This window comes from Neolewinella xylanilytica (genome assembly GCF_002934605.1).
Classification (GTDB): Bacteria; Bacteroidota; Bacteroidia; order Chitinophagales; family Saprospiraceae; genus Neolewinella; species Neolewinella xylanilytica.
Map to the genome: position 1 here is coordinate 229,747 of NZ_PTJC01000007.1, position 19,106 is coordinate 248,852.

Annotated in this window: 10 protein-coding genes; 5 read left to right on the forward strand and 5 right to left on the reverse strand. The window is 59.4% G+C overall.

Annotated features, from left to right (window positions below):
* Positions 1-866: 866 nt before the first annotated feature.
* Positions 867-1,790, reverse strand: a complete 924-nt coding sequence (locus CLV84_RS18910; RefSeq protein WP_104421397.1) for a DUF2167 domain-containing protein — start codon at positions 1,788-1,790, stop codon at positions 867-869.
* A 300-nt stretch (positions 1,791-2,090) separates the two neighbouring features.
* On the opposite strand from CLV84_RS18910, the gene CLV84_RS18915 reads away from it, so the two are divergent.
* Complete coding sequence (locus tag CLV84_RS18915) at positions 2,091-3,821, forward strand: glycoside hydrolase family 13 protein (protein WP_104421398.1); 1,731 nt, start codon at positions 2,091-2,093, stop codon at positions 3,819-3,821.
* 60 nt (positions 3,822-3,881) lie between these two features.
* On the opposite strand, the gene CLV84_RS18920 is transcribed toward CLV84_RS18915, so the two are convergent.
* Positions 3,882-5,051, reverse strand: a complete 1,170-nt coding sequence (locus CLV84_RS18920) for a hypothetical protein (RefSeq protein ID WP_104421399.1) — start codon at positions 5,049-5,051, stop codon at positions 3,882-3,884.
* Positions 5,052-5,279: 228 nt separating this feature from the next.
* On the opposite strand from CLV84_RS18920, the gene CLV84_RS18925 reads away from it, so the two are divergent.
* From CLV84_RS18925 to CLV84_RS18935, 3 genes are all read left to right on the forward strand, one after another.
* Entirely contained in the window at positions 5,280-8,381 is a 3,102-nt protein-coding gene (locus tag CLV84_RS18925; protein WP_104421400.1) for a SusC/RagA family TonB-linked outer membrane protein, read from the forward strand.
* Between the two features lie 40 nt (positions 8,382-8,421).
* Positions 8,422-9,822, forward strand: a complete 1,401-nt coding sequence (locus CLV84_RS18930; protein ID WP_104421401.1) for a SusD/RagB family nutrient-binding outer membrane lipoprotein — start codon at positions 8,422-8,424, stop codon at positions 9,820-9,822.
* Positions 9,823-10,011: 189 nt separating this feature from the next.
* Positions 10,012-11,151, forward strand: a complete 1,140-nt coding sequence (locus CLV84_RS18935) for an Sb-PDE family phosphodiesterase (RefSeq protein ID WP_104421402.1) — start codon at positions 10,012-10,014, stop codon at positions 11,149-11,151.
* Between the two features lie 21 nt (positions 11,152-11,172).
* Here the strand turns inward: CLV84_RS18935 and CLV84_RS18940 are convergent, their stop codons facing one another.
* The 3 genes from CLV84_RS18940 to CLV84_RS18950 form a co-directional block, all read right to left on the reverse strand.
* Positions 11,173-12,375 carry a hypothetical protein gene (locus tag CLV84_RS18940; RefSeq protein ID WP_104421403.1) on the reverse strand — a complete coding sequence of 401 codons (1,203 nt, stop codon included), beginning with the start codon at positions 12,373-12,375 and terminating at the stop codon, positions 11,173-11,175.
* 272 nt (positions 12,376-12,647) lie between these two features.
* Complete coding sequence (locus CLV84_RS18945) at positions 12,648-13,793, reverse strand: ATP-binding protein (RefSeq protein WP_406603346.1); 1,146 nt, start codon at positions 13,791-13,793, stop codon at positions 12,648-12,650.
* Between the two features lie 332 nt (positions 13,794-14,125).
* A complete protein-coding gene (locus CLV84_RS18950) occupies positions 14,126-17,416 on the reverse strand; it encodes a VPS10 domain-containing protein (RefSeq protein WP_104421405.1) in 3,291 nt (1,096 codons plus the stop codon).
* A gap of 386 nt (positions 17,417-17,802) precedes the next feature.
* Between CLV84_RS18950 and CLV84_RS18960 the strand changes: the two genes are divergently transcribed.
* A complete protein-coding gene (locus CLV84_RS18960) occupies positions 17,803-19,062 on the forward strand; it encodes a hypothetical protein (protein ID WP_104421407.1) in 1,260 nt (419 codons plus the stop codon).
* Positions 19,063-19,106 lie beyond the last annotated feature (44 nt).

A 19,106-nucleotide genomic window follows, 5' to 3' on the forward strand; every position in this document is an offset into this window, starting at 1 on the left:
TCGCTACGTTCGGCGGACGACGTTGGTAAGGCCTGGTCCGCCCAGCGCTAGCTGGTCTGGCGGGTACTATATCGAAGGTAGTTTCGATCCACGTCGGCAGACGAACTCCGCTTCGCTACGTTCGGCGGACGACGTTGGTAAGCCCTGGTTTGCCCAGCGCTAGCTGGTCTGGCGGGTATTATATCGAGGGTAGTTTCGATCCACGTCGGCAGACGAACTCCGCTTCGCTGCGTTCGGCGGACGACGTTGGTGAGCCCTGGTCCGCCCAGCGCTAGCTGGTCTGGCGGGTACTATATCGAGGGTAGTTTCGATCCACGTCGGCAGACGAACTCCGCTTCGCTACGTTCGGCGGACGACGTTGGTAAGGCCTGGTCCGCCCAGCGCTAGCTGGTCTGGCGGGTACTATATCGAGGGTAGTTTCGATCCACGTCGGCAGACGAACTTCGCTTTGTTGCGTTCGGCGGACGACGTTGGTGAGGCCCTGGTCCGCCCAGCGCTAGCTGGTCTGCCCAGGGTGCTCTATAGCGGGTGCTTTTAATCCACGTCGGCAGACGAACTTCGCTTTGCTGCGTTCGGCGGACGACGTTGGTGAGCCCTGGTCCGCCCAGCGCTAGCTGGTCTGCCCAGGGTGCTCTATAGCGGGTGCTTTTAATCCACGTCGGCAGACGAACTTCGCTTTGCTGCGTTCGGCGGACGACGTTGGTGAGCCCTGGTCCGCCCAGCGCTAGCTGGTCTGCCCAGGGTGCTCTATAGCGGGTGCTTTTAATCCACGTCGGCAGACGAACTTCGCTTTGCTGCGTTCGGCGGACGACGTTAGTATCCACGTCGGCAGACGAACTCCGCTTCGCTACGTTTGGCGGACGACGTTAGCTCTTTCCCATCATCTTCTTGATGCCCGCCCCCGCGGCCACCAGGGCGATCATCACCAGCTTCCAACCCTTGAGCAGGAAGATACCGATACTGGCCAGCAGACCGGTTTTGGCCAGCACCTTGCCGGCTACCAGGGCGGCAATGCCGTAGCCGGCTACCTCGTCGATGCCGGGGCTAAAATCGGCGTAGCGGTGGCCTTCGTTGTAGGCCACGCTGGCCAGGATGCCATCCAGGTTTTCGTTGACGCGGGGCAGGTCGGAAATGCCGCCAATGACGTTCATCGTCAGGTAGCCACGGCGGCCCAGGAAGCGGACGTTGTAGTTTAGGGTATTGCCTTCCTCGCCTTCGAAGTACAGTTCCTTGGCCCAGTGCAGCCGCTTATTCACCGCGTCGTAGCTCGGCGCTTGTGCCCAGCCGATGAGTTCGATGGTTTGGTAACCGGCTTCGGCGCGGGCTTCGTTTTCGGTCGCCATATCGTCCCGCATCTGGTCGAGCAGATCAGCATAGTCGATATCGGCGGCGTCGGCATCGTCGACGTAGCCGTCCTCGGTGAAGTAAATGTGGATACCGTAACAGGCGTCGTCCAGCACGGACAGGCTATCGGGAAACAGCATCCCGTACGAACCGTCGGCGATGCCGGGCATGTTCCCCCATAGGTCGACCAGCACCGTCTCCGCATCCGCCGCGTTCACGTAGCGATAGCCCGCCGGAATGGCCAGCGCGGCCAGGTTATCACCCAATTGAACGGTCGTATCGGCGAGGAAAGTAAGGGTCGACTCGATGCTGTCCGTGTGCCGCTGATAAGCAAGCATCATGGAATCGATGGACGTGACGGCTTCGGTAGAGCCAACTTCCTGGGCGTTGGTAGAAGCGGGGAGCAGCAACATCGCGCACGTGGCCAGGTACAGTAAATTCTTCATGGTGAGTGTAATGAAGGGAATAAAAATTCCTGGTAAACCGCCAACGATTAATGTGTGCCTGGTTTTTTGGCATGCCGAAGTACGCTAGCAACTATTGCGGCGGAGCGCAGGAAAAATGCAATTCAGGCGAATGAGCGGGTCGGGTAACTTTACTCCTCGCTCGTGGCCATCCACTGATTTAAAGCGATACCTCCCACCCGGCGTACACCCCCCCGGCCCCATTAACACTTTGCGGTTGGGGCCGTGCCTGCTGGCTACCGTGCTTTTCACCTGCGCTCCGGCGCCCTATCTTGCCAAACGATGAAACGAATCTGCGCACGCTTCGCCGCCGGCCTGCTGCTGGGGGTGCTTACTGCCTGTACCAGCGGACAAACGCCGAGTACCGCGACGGTCAGTGCCGGCGGGGTCGAGCCCGAATGGTGGAAGGAGATTATCGTCTACCAGATCTACCCCCGCAGCTTTCAGGATACCGACGGAGACGGAGTCGGCGACCTGAACGGCATCATCGAGCGGCTGGACTACATCGAAAGCCTCGGCGTTAGCGCGGTGTGGCTCAATCCGATCTACGCATCCCCCAACGACGATAACGGCTACGACGTCAGCGACTACCGCGACATCATGGCCGATTTCGGGACGATGGCCGACTTCGACCGGCTGCTGGTGGGCATGCACGAACGGGATATTAAGCTTATCATGGATATCGTGGTCAACCACAGCAGCGACGAGCATCCCTGGTTTCAGTCGGCCCGATCGAGCCGCGACAGCCCCTACCGCGATTATTATCACTGGTGGCCCGCCGAGCGGGGAAAACCCAACCACCGCTACAGTCTCTTCGACTCGGAGGGGGATGCCTGGAAGTACGACTCGACCACCAACAGCTACTACCTGCACTATTTCGCCGAAGGGCAACCCGACCTGAACTGGGAGAACCCCGAACTGCGGCGGGAAGTGTACGACATCCTGCGGTTCTGGGCCGAGAAGGGCGTGGACGGATTCCGGTTGGATGCCTTCCAGTTTGCCGCCAAGGATACCACCTTCCCGAAATTTCCGGACGACCTGGACGAGAACTTCATGCAGTATTACGCCATGCAGGACGGCCTGCACGACTATCTGCGGGAGATGAACGCCGAAGTCCTGAGCCGGTACGAGGTAATGAGCGTGGCCGAGGGAGCGGGCCGCAACTTCCGGGAGGCCCACGAACTGGTGGACGCCGACCGCAACGAATTGGATATGGCCTACGCCTTCGACGGGGTGGACATCCCGAAATACGGCGGCTACGCACTGACGACGATGAAGGAAGTTTTCAGCCGCTGGGATGCGGAGTTCGCCGAAAAGGGCTGGCTGTCCATCTTCCTGAGTAACCACGACCAAGCACGCATGGTAAGTCGCTGGGGAAATGATCGCCCCGCGTACCGCGCCGCCTCCGCCAAGTTGCTAAATACCTTCCTACTGAGCATGCGGGGAACCCCCTATGCCTACTACGGCGACGAGCTGGGGATGACCAACATCGACTTCGACGCGATCGAGGACTACCAGGATATTGCCGCGATCAACGGCTACAAAAGGGCCCAGTCGCAGGGGCGGGACATGGATCAATTCCTCGAAGAACTCAACTTCACCTCCCGCGACAACGGTCGTACGCCGATGCAGTGGAGTGACTCGACCTACGCGGGGTTCTCCAGCGCCGCGCCCTGGCTGCCGGTCAACGACAACTTCGAATCCGTAAATGTGCGGGCCGAGGACGCCGACCCGGAATCGGTACTGAACCACTTCCGCCGCATGACGGCCCTACGCAATGAGAACAAGGTGCTGGTCTACGGCGACTACGAGCTGCTGCTTCCCGATCACGAGCAGGTGTACGCCTACACCCGCACGCTGGGGGAGGAGCAAATGCTGGTATTGCTCAACTTCTCATCGGAAACGGTGACGATCGAACTGCCGCAGCTGGAGCAACTGACTGAGGTTGCCATCAACAACTACCCGGCTTTTACCGGCGAATTGGCGCCGTGGCAAGCGGTGGTCCTGCAGTAAAACGCTGCCTTCCGGTAGCGCGAGCAAAATGCGGTCTCCGACCGCGCTGGAAATAGCCGCTCAAGTCTCATCTCCCGCAAACAGCACATTCCGCACCACCGACCGCGAATCCGCCGAGCCGCCCAGGGAGCCCGAAAGCACACCCACCGCGGCCAGAAAAAGGACCAACCGCAGGTGCGCATCGGCGGACGATCCGTCCCGCGCCGAGGTCCAGGTACTCATCAAGGGATCCGGAAAGACGAAGATCACCACCCCGTACATGAGCAGGGCGAAGAATACGAAAAGGCAAAGGAGGGTCAGGATCAGCGCCAGCCCCGTTGCCCCGGCCGTGACGACGGAGCTCTCCGAAATATCGCCCCGTCGGGTCGCCACGAGGTGAAAGGAGAAGGCCCGGTACAGCACGAAGGTGCCCGCGAGAAAACTGGCGATTACGAAGACGGTGAGCTGAGTCGGGGAGACCGAGGCGGCGAAGTCCCAGGTTTCAGCACTGAAAATCAGGATGACGATGGCGGAAAGCGCCGTAGCGATCATGCGCGGCAGCCGGGTGGCGAGCCGGAGGGGGTTGGCCCGCCAGGCTCCCCGCAGGATGCGCGGAAGATTCACCAGCGACTGTCGGAGAAAAAACAGGAAATGATTCCCGCTCGAGTACCGATCGTTGGCTTCCCGGGGCAGCCGGTCCGCCATTTGCTGAAACTGGCGGTCGGTGAAGTGGCGCATTCGGTCCAGATCGGTCGGAACCTGGATGCGCGCCATGTAGTTGGTGGTATCCGCCCGGTAGCCCAGATTCAGCAGCCGGCCGAAGCAGTGCAGCATGAGGGTGCCGAGGCGTTCGGCCATTAATTGGTCGTCTTTCCAGTTAGCCGACCCGTAGTCGGATAACCGGCGGGTAGACAGGATAGCAACGTTCGTCAGTTGGGAGGGAAGCCCGAGCAGGTAGGCGAGCGAAGGGGCGGCAATTTCCACTTCGGTGACGATAAGGAGGAAAGCCAGGCGCCGTTCGGTCTTCTCCTGGATGCCGAGTTGCACGAAGTCGAGCGCGCGAAAGCCGTGTTCCCCGGGAGTGAGCGGCGGCCCGTCGAAGGTAAGGGAGGTGATCTTCAGGCGGGGCTCCCGATCGACCACATGGGTGAAGCGCTCGGTGGCCAGGCGGGTGAGTGCACCCAGGTCGCGGGCATCCCGTCCGGCGACGTCCATCTTCATAATGCCCACCACGATCGACTCCGCTTCCATACCGGTGAAGATCGGCGTAAACGGGCAATACGCCACCGCCCCAGTAAAACGCTGCCTCCCCGATAGCTATCGGGGCGCAAGTACAATGCTGCCTCCGGCAGCGCCCCGGCAAACCAGAATTCACCTAAACTTAATAACACCCGCAGTGGGGCATGCCTCCGGCACCCTACTTTTGCGCCACCGGCGGAAAACTACCCCAGGCAACCCCGCCGCGCTCGCTACTACCGTATGAAACACCCCATCGCACCCGGCCGGCCGCTACGGCAGTTGGCCCTCTTGGTTCTTTTCCTCGCCGCAGCGGGGCTCTCCGCCCAGGTCACCGTCACCGGGCGGGTCACCGAAGCGGCCGGGGGGGAGGCGCTGATCGGCGTATCGGTGGTCGAGCAGGGCACTGCCAACGGTACGGTCACCGACATCGATGGCAACTTCCGACTTACCGTCAGCGAACCGGAGGCTACCCTGGTCACCACCTATGTAGGCTACGAGCCCCAGGAAGTAGCGCTGGCCGGCCGCAGCCAGTTGGAGATCACCCTGCGCGAAGGCGTGAACCTCGATGAGGTGGTCGTCACCGCCCTCGGACTGAAACGCGAGAAGAAAGCCCTGGGCTACGCGGTGGAGGAAGTCAGCGGCGACGACATCGACGCCGTCCGCCCCGTCAATATGCTCAGCGGCCTGTCGGGCAAGGTGGCCGGCCTGACCGTTACCAACGCCAGTAACGGACTCACCAGCAGCTCCCGCGTGGTGATCCGCGGGGAGAACAGCCTCAACATCAACGCTAACGGTCCGCTGATCGTGGTCGACGGCATCCCCATCAACAACGAGATCTACGGCGTCGGCGGCGGCAGCACCTCCCAGAGCGACCTGCCCAGCGACTATGGCAACGGCGCCGCCGAGATCAATCCGGCCGATATCGCCTCCGTATCCGTGCTGAAGGGGGCGGCCGCCTCGGCCCTGTACGGATCGCGGGCCGCGAACGGCGTCCTGCTCATCACCACTAAGAGTGGCGAACGGCAGGAGGGGCTGGGCATCAACTTCAGCAGCAATACCACCTGGAGCAGTCCGCTCGTGCTGCCCGACCAGCAGACGCAGTACGGCGGGGGTTGGGGATTGGCATACGCCTCCGACTTCGGCACCAACTTCGGTCCGGCCTTCGACGAGGGGTTACAGATCGAGCAGGACGGCTCGCCATTGCCCGGCGCGCAACCCTTCGTGCAACGGTACAATATCGCGGACTTCTTCCAGACCGGCTTCACCACCACCAACCAACTGGCGATCAGCGGCGGCTCCGACCGCGGTAACTTCCGCCTCAGCTACGGCAACAGCCAGAGCGAAGGCATCGTGCCGAATACCGACCTGGACCGCAACACCATCAGCCTCAATACGGAATACCGCCCCGCCGACTGGCTGACGATCGACCTCAGCGGCAACTACATTAAAAGCGAGAGCGGCAACGTGCCGGTATCGGGCTACGGCAGTCAGGGCCTGATGTATGTCCTCCTGTGGAACTACAACAACGCCGACATGGACTGGTACCGCGATTACTGGGCCGAGGGCGGCGAGGACCGGGAGCAGACCTACATCTTCACCTGGGCCGACAACCCCTACCTGATCGCCTACGAGAACCTGAACGGATTCGAGAAGGACCGGCTGTTCGGCCGTATCTCGGCCACCGCGCAGATCACCCCCGACCTGAGCCTGCTGCTACGCGGCGGTACCGACTACTTCGACGACCTGCGTACCAGCCGCCGCCCGGTGGGTGCTCAGCGCTACGCCAACGGGATGTACCGCGAGCAGAACGTCAACTTCCGGGAGACCAACCTGGATTTCCTGCTTACCTACACCAAGCGCTTCGGGGAATTCAGTGCCGTAGTCAGCGGCGGGGGCAACCGCCGCGACGAGGAGTACCGCGAGAACTTCATCGAGGGGCGCGGCCTGGCCGTCCCCGGCATCTACAACCTCCAGAACATCAACGTCAACCCCACCACGCGGCGCATCCTGCTGCCCAAGCGGGTCAACAGCCTCTACGCCTTCGCCAACCTGGGCTACCGCGACTTCCTCTACCTGGACGTCACCGCCCGCAACGACTGGAGCAGCGCCCTGCCCGAGGCCAACAACAGCTACTTTTACCCCTCCGCTTCGCTGAGCTTCCTGCCTTCGGAGATCTTCGACCTGGGCGATGCGGTAGACTACCTCAAGCTGCGGGCGAACATAGCGCAAGTAGGGAACGATACCCGGGCCTTCAGCCTCATCAAAACCTACGAATTCGCTACCCTGCCGAACTCGGTGAGCAGCCCCTCCGAACTGCCCAACGCGAACCTCAAACCCGAGCGCACCAACAGCGTCGAAGTGGGCCTGACCACGGAACTCTTCGAACGCCGGCTGCGCTTCGACTTCACCTACTACAATAGCCTGACCAAGGACCAGATCATCCGGGCGGGCATTAGTCCGGCCTCCGGCTTCAACTCTACCGTCGTCAACGCCGGCGAGATCGAAACCAACGGCGTGGAGGTCGCCCTTGGGGTGAGCCCTTTCCGCAACCCCGAAGGCTTCAGTTGGGATTTGAACGCCAACTTCACCCGTAGCCGCAGCGTGGTCAACGCCCTGGCGCCGGGCATCGAAACCTTCATCGTTGCCAACGGCCCCGATGGCACCACCGTGGAGGCCCGGGTCGGCGGCCGGATGGGCGACATCTACGGCCAGGTCTTTAATCGCACCGAGGACGGCCGGATCATCTACGGCAGCAACGGATTGCCGGAAGTGTCTACCGACCGGCGGACGATCGGCAACTACAATCCGGACTTCACGGTGGGCCTTTCCACCGACCTGAGCTACCGCGGCGTTTTTGCCCACGCGCTACTGGACATCCGCAGCGGCGGCCGCATTTACTCCTACACCAACGCCATCGGCGCGGAGACCGGCCTGCTGCAGCACTCGCTGCCGGGGCGGACCGAAGGCATCGTAGGCGATGGCGTCACCCGCGACGATGATGGCAACTTCGTGGAGAACGCCACCGTAGTGGCTCCCGAAACCTGGTACTACGGCGGCTACTACCGCCGCGATAACGTGGAGGCCAACAGCTTCGACGCCAGCTTCGCCAAACTGCGGGAGGTAACCCTGGGGTACCGCCTGCCGCAGCGGTGGCTGGAGGGCATCGGCGTCGCCAACGCCAGCATCGCCTTCGTGGGGCAGAACGTGGCCCTCTGGACGGACGTCCCCAACATCGATCCGGAGGCCTTCGCCCTGAACGGCGGCACCCTGGTGCCCGGCTTCGAGGTGACGCAACTGCCGTCGACCAAATCCTTCGGGTTTCGGCTTAATCTAGGTTTTTAAGCTTTGCACCTGCGCTCCGCCGCTATTCAAATACCTATCCATGCGCATCTGCTTTTTCCTCCTCTCCCTGCTCCTCCTGCACAGCTGCACCGACGATTTCGCGGAGATCAACACCAATCCCAATGAAGCGGAGCGGGTGACCGGCGACCTGCTACTGCGCACCGTGACCTTCGACCTGGCCAGCAACCACGTGAATAACGTGCAGGCCTTCGGCGACGTGGTAGCCCAGTACGCCGCCAACTACGAATTCAACGATATCGACATTTATCAGTGGGGGGCCGACGCCCGCTTTTGGGGGCTCTACGCGGTGATCCAGGACGCGCGGGATATCCAGGCGTACGGCGTGGAAACCGGTCAGCCGGACTACGAGGCCGTGGCCCTGACCCTCCAGGCGTACATGTTCTCCATCCTCACGGATGCCTACGGGGACGTGCCGTATACCGAGGCCGGACGGGCCGAATCCGACGGCATCTTCGCCCCCGCCTACGACCCGCAGGAAGATATTTACGCCGGCCTGCTGGCGGACCTGGCCCGGGCCAATACCCTCTTCACCGGCGCTACGATCGCCGGCGATAACCTCTTCGGCGGCGACACCGGCAAGTGGCGGCGCTTCGCCAATTCCCTGCGGGTACGGCTCCTTCTGCGCGCTTCGGAGGCGATGGATGTAAGCGACGAGCTCACTACGATGCTGAACGATCCTACTACCTATCCGCTCTTCGCCGGCAATGCCGACAACGCGATCTACGACTTCACCGGCACCCTGCCCAACGTCGCCCCGATCGCCGCCCCGGTGGGCCGTACCTACGAGTACTTCCTGCGCATTCCGACGACGAACCTGGTAGAGCTGTTGAAAACCTACGAGGATCCCCGCCTCCAGGAGTGGCTGGACCCGAACGGCTTCCCCGACTACCTGGGCGTCGACCCCGGGCAGACCCTGGGCGACATCGGCCGGCCGGATGCCTTTAGTACCAAGGATACCAGTTACTTTTCCGACCCCGGCAAACTGGACGCCATCTTCATGACCTACAGCGAACTCAATTTTTTATTGGCGGAGGCGGCGGAGCGCGGGTTAATCGACGATGACCCCGAAGCGTACTACCGGAGCGGGGTGGCGGCTTCCTTCGACCAGTGGGGCGTGGCCCTGCCGGCGGATTACTTCAGCGGAGCGGCGGCCTGGATCGCGGACGACGCCCTGGAGCTCATCGCCCGACAGAAGTGGCTGAGCCTGTGGCACAATACGACCGAAGCCTGGTTCGACTGGAAGCGGACCGGTCTGCCTTCCTTTATCGCGGCCGGCCCGGGGACGGTGAATGCCGGCGCGGTGCCGGTGCGGTTACTGTATCCCAGTATCGAGCAGTCGGTTAATCCGGAGAACTACGCCACGGCGGCGGAGCGGATCGGGGGGGATGACATTAATTCGCGGGTTTGGTACGATCAATGATCCGCTTCAGGGTTGCCTGCGGCAAGCGGGTTTCAACCCGGATGGCCACGGATGGACTTCGCCGAACGTTGTTTCGCTTCGCGGCTGCCCGCGGCGGTTTGGGCACGGATTTCTGTTGCCTGTGGCAACGGCAGGTATACCTTAATAAAATAGATCGGGTAGCTTTACCCGACGTACAAGCACGATGATATGAAAGGATTTTTAGCGGTATACACCCTCTTATTGATGAGTGTGGGGGTGATGGCCCAGCATACCCACGGAAACGGGCTTGCCCATAGCCATACTTATACGCGGGTCATTGACTTCCCGGATACGGAGGAATACCTGACGCTGGCCTGCGATTTTCATATTCATACGGTATTCAGCGACGGTAGCGTATGGCCGGATATTCGGATCCAGGAAGCGCTGCGGGATAGCGTGGACGTGGTGGCCATGACCGAGCATCTGGAATACCAGCCCCACGCCGATGATATCCCGCACCCGGACCGGAACCGCAGTCACCACATCGCTACGGAGTCGGCGGCGAACACCGATATGCTGGTCATCCAGGGGGCGGAGATCACCCGCAGTATGCCGCCGGGCCATAGCAACGCCATCTTCATCGAGGATGCCAATGCACTGTTGATAGAGGATAGCCTGGCCGTCTTCGAAGAGGCCAACCGCCAGGGGGCCTTTACCTTCTGGAACCACCCGAACTGGACCGCTCAGCGGCCCGATGGCGTGGCGACCCTCACCCCCTTCCACGAATACCTGATCGCCAACGACCTGCTCCACGGTATCGAGGTGGTCAACGATCTGACCATCAGCGAAGAGGCCCTCCAGATCGCCCTCGATAACGATCTCACTATCATGGGAACATCGGATATCCACGGGCTGGTCGATTACCAGTACGGCATCGCCGAAGGCGGGCACCGCCCCGTCACGCTGGTCATGGCCGCAGCGCGTACTCCGGAAGCCATCAAGGAGGCCCTCGTGGCCGGACGTACGGTGGCCTGGTTCGAGAATACGCTGGTAGGCCGGGCGGAACACCTGGGGCCGATCGTGCGCGCCAGTCTGGACATCATCGATGCCAGCTACGGGGATGACACCGCCGTGGCCGAGATCAGCATCACCAACGCCAGCAATGCCGAATACCTACTGGAGAACATCGGTGCGTATTCCTTTCAGAGTGACCTCGGGCTGGTCCGCGTGCCGCCCCACGGCCGTACCACCATCAGCGTGATGACGGGCGAAGTGCTGGACAGCTTCGAGCTGCGCTTTCGGGTGCTGAATGCCGTCACCGCTCCGAAGGAACGGCTGGAGATCGGGCACACCGTGACGGTGGACTGAGCCGGGCCCCTGCCCACTCGCTTACGGCAAGGTGTACCCGGTCGTAATTTGTAGCCCCGAGGTGCTGCTGCGCAACGCTTCCCCACCCAGGCCGTTCCCCTGTGCTTCGTAGCCGATGGCCAGGCTCCACTGATCCCGGTAGCGAACCCCGATATCGGCGGTGGCCGAAAGGCGGCTCTTCAGCTTGAGCACTTGCTGGCCGTTTTCGTACAGCTCTCCGAAGGGTACGATGACGCCTATCCCTCCCGTAGCGTAGGCTTTTATGTCCTCGCGCACGGAACGGTAATAGCGGACCGCCAACGGAAGATCGAAGGCGCTGTAATCCATGACGAATTGCGACGCTTCCGGGGCACTGGCGTAGCCGGACGCGTAAAAGTGGTAATAACTGGGTCGAAACAGGACCGAAAGCATGTTCTCCGCGTAGGGAGTCACGTATTCCGCTTCCACACCCAGACGGAGGACCGTACGATTTTCTGAGTTCACTCGCACCGAATTATCCTCCCGCTCGATCAATTTGAAATCGGTACGATAGATGCCCTGGAGCAGGGTAATGCGATAGGGTTTTGTGGCTGGGGGAATGTTCTCGTAGACGGTCCGGGAGCCTCCCTCCATGCAGGAGTTGTAGTCGAGGATGACCTCCCGGAGTTCGGCGATCCGGTACTTCAGTTCGGAAGGGACGGAAAAATTACCATCGCAGGCCAGCAACCGGTCCAGCTGCCTTACGAAGGTCCGGCTTTCGGAAATGCTCCCGTCCGGAGCCCGGGTAATGGTGTAGACAAGCTGCTTCGGTAATCCGCTGTCCAACGAAAGGAAATATTTCTTCACCTTAGGGGCGAGGTAACTATACATACCGGCTTTCCCTTCGACCTCTACCCGTAAGAGCACCCGTTCGACTTGCTGCATCGGTGGGGTAGTCTCGCGGGTCGTGCGGCTAACGGAAGACTTTTCAATCGCCACCTCGAAGTTAACGTAACGGGATTTTCCCGGGATGGAAAATTCCCGCAGGGCTTCGGTGGGCACACTGATGCACTCCTGATCGTTTCCACGGCGGATCTGGATTTCCGAGGGATTATACCGCCAGTCCTTTTGCAGAATCTGCACCTCCTCCCGCTTGCCGTTGCGATCGATGAGGTAGCCGGGCGCGTAGGCGTCCTGAGTAAACAGGGTCAAGGGAAGCCCGAACAACAGGAACAGGATAAGGGGCTGGACGAAAGGGGTACGCATATCGTGGAAGTGGAAATCTACCTGTCTGAAACGGGGCAGTTGCCCTCCTTGTACCGGGCACGGAAACCTTAAGAGAAAAGGGAAGGCCGGTTAGGGCGCGAAGCGATGGCGGTTAGCGGACCTGCCGCTCTACGAACGCCCGTACTTCCGCTTTGTAGGCTGCACCGCCGGGGCCGGGGTACGTACCCCGATGGCCGCTTTGTCCCGTTGTACGTCCAGCTAGTGTTCCTTGCAGCCGGCCGCGAAAACGATCAACCACCGGAAAACACCCGCTATCCCCATTTGCCAATCCAGTCGCTCAGGTTATCTCGGTTGATAACCTCAAAGCTCGCCGCCGGATACGCCTTCGCCCACGCCGCGGGTGCTTGGGGCTGTTTTTTCGGATTCCATTTAAGCTCATAGGCGTACAGCTGCCCCCCACGATCCTCGATCCAGTCGATTTCTTGCTGGTCGTAGGTGCGCCAGAAGTAGTTATAACTGAGCATTCCTGTATACGACTGGTACTTTAGCCGCTCTGATAGGGCGTAGTTTTCCCAGAGCGCGCCTACGTCCTGGCGGGTAGCGAGTGGGTTCAGGTTTCCGGCCAGGGCATTGCGGATACCATTGTCGTAGAAGTACCAGCGTTTGCTCTTTACCACTTCCTTACGGAGGTTACGGCTGAAACCGCTGACTCGATGGATGATGAACACCTTGGTTAGTAGGTCTAGGTATCGGTCGACCGTTTTTTTGTCGAGACCCAATTGTCGACCGAGTTCGACATTGGATACTTCCGAACCGACCTGCAGGGCCAGCAAGCGAAGGAGTGAAAGTAGCTTGTCACTGTTCCGGATGCCCTCGAAGGTCAGGATGTCTTTCAGTAGATAGGTATTGACCAATTCCTGTAAATACAGCTGTCGTTCCTGGTTGGAGTCCATCTGGACTAGCTCGGGATAGTTGCCGAAGACCATCCGTTGTTCCAGTTGATCCCGGGCATCGAGCCGTGTTTCCACCTGCGTTAGCTCCTTTTCGGAGAGGGCGAAGAGGCGGAGGGTGTATTTTCTACCCGTCAACGGTTCACCGGTGAGGTTTTCAATATCGAAGGCTGACGAACCGGTGGCGACGATGCGCAAGCCCTCGATTTCATCGATCATCAGCTTGAGGATCAGTCCGATTTCGGGCACCTTCTGTGCTTCATCAATAATAAGAAGACGTCGGTCGCCCAAGAGGGACCGGTAGTTTGCCGGCGTTCTGCGTGCCAGTACCTCGGTGGTACTCATCGATTCTCCATTCAGCAACAAGTGGGGTTCCCGTAGCTCGTCGATGAGTTGCCGGAGCAGTACGGTCTTACCTACGCGACGGGGACCTACCAAGACAACCACCTTGTTTGGCCGTAAGCGATCTTGCAGGTTTGCTAATTGGAGGCGGCGCAGAAGCATAATTAGGAGATTGTAATCCCCTAATTAACGTAAATTAGGGGATTACGTTACCTAAATTATAGCTTATAGGTAGAATATGGCAGTGGAATTCCATAGATGGTGCTTTGGGATATAGCGTAAACGTATAAATCTGGCGATGAAGAGAGCGCTTGCATGGCTGTCGCCCCGCTACCGTATGGCGCCAAACGAAGTACGGTGGAGTTCGTCTCCTATTTGAGTGGTGATGTCGCCCCGATAGCTATCGGGGGAAACCGGGTTTTACTGCGCAGCCGGAGGCTGCTTCCTACTTCGCGGTCGGAGACCGCATTCTACTGCCGCTGCCGGGAGGCAGCATCCTACTCGCGGGACCAGTCGGGCCAGCGGCCGGGCGTGTAGGGGGCCCCGCCCGCTTCCAAATCCTGCTCTAGGTCACGGACGTCGGCATCGATGGCTTTGAGCTCGTCCAGGAGGGGCGCGAACTGTTCCGCTGCCACGCGGTAGCTTTCCTTGAAGGTCTCGGTGGGGTCGGAGGTCACGTTCCACATACCGTATTCGATGCTGCCGATGCGGCCGGCCACCGAGGGTAGGGTCTCCATTTCGAGCGAGCTGCGGGTACGGTCGCCGTAGAGTTTGGTGGTGAAGTCGGCAAGACGGTCGCGAAGATCGTATAGGGTGGTGAGGGCGGCTTCCGGGCTACCGGTGGTCTCCAGTGCGGCCGTTTCCAGGGCCTCCAGGCGGTCGCTGAGGTTGCCGCGAATGTCGGCGGCGGCGCTGAGAGCCTTGCTGAGGTCCATCACGTCGCGGACGAAGGCGTCGTACTCATTCCAGTCTTCCGTGGGCAAAGTAGCCTGATCGAGGTACTTGACGCGGAAGGCGACCGGCTCGGCCAGCTCGGTGAGTTCCCCGTCGAAGAATTGACTCATGGCGACGGTGTAGTTACCCGGAGGCACGAGAGGTCCCGCGGAGGCGCTGCCGAAGAGCTGATCGGGTGCCGGGGTGTAGCGACGATTGACCGGGTCCGCAGGGGGATAGCGCAGGTCCCAGTGGAAACGGCTCATTCCTGCGCTCGCCGCCCGCTTAATTTGCCGGACGACTTCGCCCGCCTCGTTGCGGATGGTGAAGAGGAGGTAGGGGTCCTGCTGCCGCTGCTCGAGGCGGAAGGAGTCGACGCTGGGGTAGTAGACGGATTCCTTGCGGTCCATGATCTCGCGCTCGCGCTCCTGGCGGAGTTCCTTGATTGTTTTCGGCTTTTCCTTGACGTAGTAGGTGAAGGCGGCGCCGAAGGGCGGGTTATCGGAGCGGAAGTAGCTGCTGCCGAGGTGGCCCTTGTCGCGGAGGCCGAGCGGCGCGCGCTCCACGTAGAGCCAGGGGTCGCGGGTGGGCATGAGGACGGCCTCTTCCTCGAAGGTCTGCTCGTCGATATTGCGCAGGCTGCTGTAGTCGTCCAGGACGTAGAAGCCGCGGCCGAAGGTGGCAATCACCACGTCGTTCTCACCGCGCTGGATCTCGATGTCGCGCACGGCTATGGTGGGCAGACCACTGCCGAGCTCGACCCAGTTTTCGCCGCCGTCGGGGGAGAAGTAGGCGCCGAACTCGGTACCGCAGAAGAGCAGGTTGGGATCCTCATGGTCCTCGGCGATGGTGTAGACGCTACCGCGCTCGGGGAGGGTACCGGCGATGTTGGTCCAGGTGGCGCCGCCGTCGCTGGTTTTGAGCAGGTATGGCTTGAAGTCGCCGTATTTATGGTTGTTGTAGGCGACGTAGGCCACGTCGCGGTCGTGGAGACCGGCGATGACCTGGTTGACGTAGCTCATGTCGGGAATGCCGGTGAGGTTATCGTAGGCTTCCCAACTGTCGCCGCCGTCCGTGGTCTTGTGCAGCAGGCCGTCGTCGGTACCGACCCAGAGCAGGTTCTCGTCCAGGGCGCTTTCGGCGATGGTGGTCGTCTGTCCGAAGATGGAAGTGGAGCCGTTCTTGGCGATGGCGTCGACGCTCCAGACCTGGTCCATGACGGGCAGGGTATTGCGGTCCACGCCGCGACTGAGGTCGGGGCTGATTACCCGCCAGCTGTTGCCGCGGTCGTCGGTGCGGAAGACCTTATTAGCGCCGTAGTACAGGCGCGTCGGCTGGTGGCTGCTGATGGTCAGCGGCGCATCCCAGTTCCAGCGCAGCGGCTCGTCGTCGGGGCCTTCGGTGGGCTGAATGAACAGGTACTCGCCGCTGCGGCGGTCGAAGCGGCGCAGGCTGCCGTACTGCGCCTGGGCGTAGATGATGTTCGGGTCGGTGGGATCTACCTGCGATTCGAAGCCGTCGCCGGTGCTGGTGATGTACCAGTCGGCGTTCACGATGCCGTTGATGCTGGTATTCTTATTGGGGCCTCCCAGACTGAGGTTATCCTGGGTACCGCCGTGGACGTGGTAGAAGGGCCCGGACTGGTCGGTAGCCACCTTATAGAACTGCGTGACCGGGAGGTTTTCCTTGAAGTGCCAGGTACCGGCGAAATCCCAGGTTTCGTAGATGCCGCCGTCGCATCCGACGATGAGGTGGTCGGTATCGGCGGGGTCGATCCAGATGGCGTGGTTGTCGATGTGCTTGTTGAGCTCGCCGAGATTGCGGACGGTCTTGCCGCCGTCGTCGCTGACTTTGTAGTAGGTATCGGTGATGAAGATGCGGTCCACGTTGACGGGGTCGCAGGTCAGCTCCTGGTAGTAATTGCCGCTGGTGAAGGTGCCGCTCTGCTTGCTCCAGCTGGCGCCGCCGTTGTCGCTGCGGTAGATGCCGCCCTTGCCGTCGGGGGCTTCGACTACGGCGTACACCACATCGGGGTTGACGGGGGATACGTCGATGCCGATGCGCCCGAGGTCACCGCCGGGCAGTCCACCCTTGAGCTGGTTCCAGGTGGCGCCGCCGTCGGTGGTCTTGTAGAGACCGGATTCCGGTCCGCCGCCGAGGTAGGTGTACACCTTGCGCTGCCGCTGGTGGAAGGCGGCGTAGAGCACGTTGGGGTCGCGGGGGTCCATGCGCAGGTCGTTGCAGCCGGTGTATTCGCTGATCTGCTTGCTGGCTTCCCAGGTCTCGCCGCCGTCGGTGGATTTGTAGACGCCGCGGTCACCGCCGTTGCTCCAGACGGGGCCGTAGGCGGCTACCCATACGATGTCGGAATCAGTGGGGTCGACAATCACGTTAGCGATGTGCTCGCTCTCCTTCAGCCCCATATTCTTCCACGACTTCCCTCCGTCGGTGGATTTGTAGACCCCGTCGCCGTAGCCTACGGAGCGCTGGTTTTGGTTCTCCCCGCTGCCTACCCAGACCGTCTGCGAATTATTCGGGTCCAGCGATACGCAGCCGATGGAGTAGGAGCCCTGTCCGTCGAAGAGCGGTTCGTAGGTGGTGCCGCGGTTGGTAGTCTTCCAGACGCCGCCGGAGGCGGTGGCTACGTAGTATTCGCTGGGGTTGGTGGGGTTTACGGCGAAGTCGGCTACTCGGCCGGAGGTTACTGAGGGGCCTATGCTGCGCCATTTCATCGCGCCGTACGTGCCGGATTGTAGGTGGGTGGGGGTTTCTTCCTCGGGGGTGGCTTTTTTGCTGCGTTGGGCGGTGGTGGGTAGGGTTAGGAGGAGGGCGGTTAGGAGGAGTAGGAGGCGCATTGGGAGGGAGGCTGGTGACTAAGGGGCGGAACGTCAGTAGTTTGGGTCAAACTTAAGAATTGCCGGGCAGTTTCCTCTCTCTACGGTAGCAGACAGACAAGGATAGCGGGTACTGCTCGGCTTTTCCTGTGCCTTCATTTTTTTGGCGACGGTGCGCAGGAAAAGGGGTATTACTGAAAGGCATCTGGATATATACTGGACTTGCCAGAGCTGCTCGAGAAGCCCCATCTTCACCTTCCTTTAAGGTAAATAGATGAGGCTCATTATATATAGTGATTGTTGAGGTTAACTTCCTTTGGCTTAGGTTAGTAGCGTGGGAACCCTTATTATTGTTAATATGAATTGACTTCTCGATAAACTTATCTCTATATTATAACCAGGTACACATGAATAATATACTCCTCCTACGTTCAAAAATACTCGTGCTCATTGTATGCTCAGTTTCGTCACTACTTGCGCAGGGCGAAGTTGAACAGCCTACACCGGAGGAGGTCACCACAGAACTAGTCAAAGCGCTAGATGAAGATAGGCAACAGACGATCGAAGCCTTGTCTGCTCAAGCCCAAGAAATTAGGAATAAAGTCAGCGAATCTGAAGCGGAAATTGAAACACAACGGAATATATTGGAAGAGTTGAGAGACAATACTGAAACCACTTCCAATGATTTAGCTGGCTTGAGGACCAGGATGGCGAGATTAGAACAAAAATTTCAAGCCCTTGAGGCTATTCAAGAACAGACAAGGTTGATTCAGGAGCAACAAGAAGTCTTAAAAGATAAGGCAAATGAGGTCTACTTAGCATCGATCCTCAATAGGTATGGTCATGCATTAGCAATTTCAACAAGAATTGAGGATGAAAGTGGAGATCTACTAACCGCCTTCGATTGGGGCGATGCGATGTCAGCAGTTTCGGAGTTGAGTAATCCTACTAATTTTGAGGCGTTCACAACTGGGTTGACTTATTTGAAAGACAATCAGAAAAAAGCGTTTAAATTGCCAGATAATATTCCAATACTCACTAATCCATATGTAAGTACCGTAGTCAGCTTTATCGGAGCTTTGGCGCCCAAAGGAGATTTAGAAGAGAGAAACAATAAGTTAGGGCGGTTAAATTGTATATTGACATTTGCTATGGAGGCTGACAAGCAAATGAACTTCATAGCGACAGAGCAGGAATATCTCAAAAAGCTTAGTACGGATCTAGCTGATCGGGCAGATAATGTGAAGGAAAACATGTTTGAATTGGTAAATATAGATCCATTATCCATTGATCTTCTTAGCGAATTAAGAGAGGTTATGGATCGAGAGTTTATCGATGACAACATTAAGCAACTGGAGCAGAACATGTATGATGTACTCGATCTATACGAGGACTACCAATTTATGGTAAATTCCGCCGTCGAGTCTCTTCAAAAAGCTGACTATGCCCTTCAAAACATAAAAGATACTTGCCCGGTAGATACAGATGGTGATCTTGAGGAATTATTAAGTTCTATTGATGACCGTAAGGATGAATTAAGTAATAAGCTGTTATCTGCCAGAGATAATACTGTTCAAAACTTCCAAAATGAACTCCGGAAGTTAAAAGCCTATAATGTCTTGATAACTCCCCTCAAAGCTTCAGTAGTAATTAATGAAACGCCATAGTGGGTGCCGCGTTTAATATAGTGGTTTATTAGATTTGACAATGG

What these genes read in the sequence shown, in the direction of transcription:
- CLV84_RS18915 (WP_104421398.1), top strand. Translation starts at nt 2,091, where the DNA reads ATGAAACGAATCTGCGCACGCTTCGCCGCCGGCCTGCTGCTGGGGGTG.
- CLV84_RS18940 (WP_104421403.1), bottom strand. Translation starts at nt 12,375, where the DNA reads ATGCGTACCCCTTTCGTCCAGCCCCTTATCCTGTTCCTGTTGTTCGGG.
- CLV84_RS18910 (WP_104421397.1), bottom strand. Translation starts at nt 1,790, where the DNA reads ATGAAGAATTTACTGTACCTGGCCACGTGCGCGATGTTGCTGCTCCCC.
- CLV84_RS18950 (WP_104421405.1), bottom strand. Translation starts at nt 17,416, where the DNA reads ATGCGCCTCCTACTCCTCCTAACCGCCCTCCTCCTAACCCTACCCACC.
- CLV84_RS18960 (WP_104421407.1), top strand. Translation starts at nt 17,803, where the DNA reads ATGAATAATATACTCCTCCTACGTTCAAAAATACTCGTGCTCATTGTA.
- CLV84_RS18935 (WP_104421402.1), top strand. Translation starts at nt 10,012, where the DNA reads ATGAAAGGATTTTTAGCGGTATACACCCTCTTATTGATGAGTGTGGGG.
- CLV84_RS18930 (WP_104421401.1), top strand. Translation starts at nt 8,422, where the DNA reads ATGCGCATCTGCTTTTTCCTCCTCTCCCTGCTCCTCCTGCACAGCTGC.
- CLV84_RS18925 (WP_104421400.1), top strand. Translation starts at nt 5,280, where the DNA reads ATGAAACACCCCATCGCACCCGGCCGGCCGCTACGGCAGTTGGCCCTC.
- CLV84_RS18920 (WP_104421399.1), bottom strand. Translation starts at nt 5,051, where the DNA reads ATGGAAGCGGAGTCGATCGTGGTGGGCATTATGAAGATGGACGTCGCC.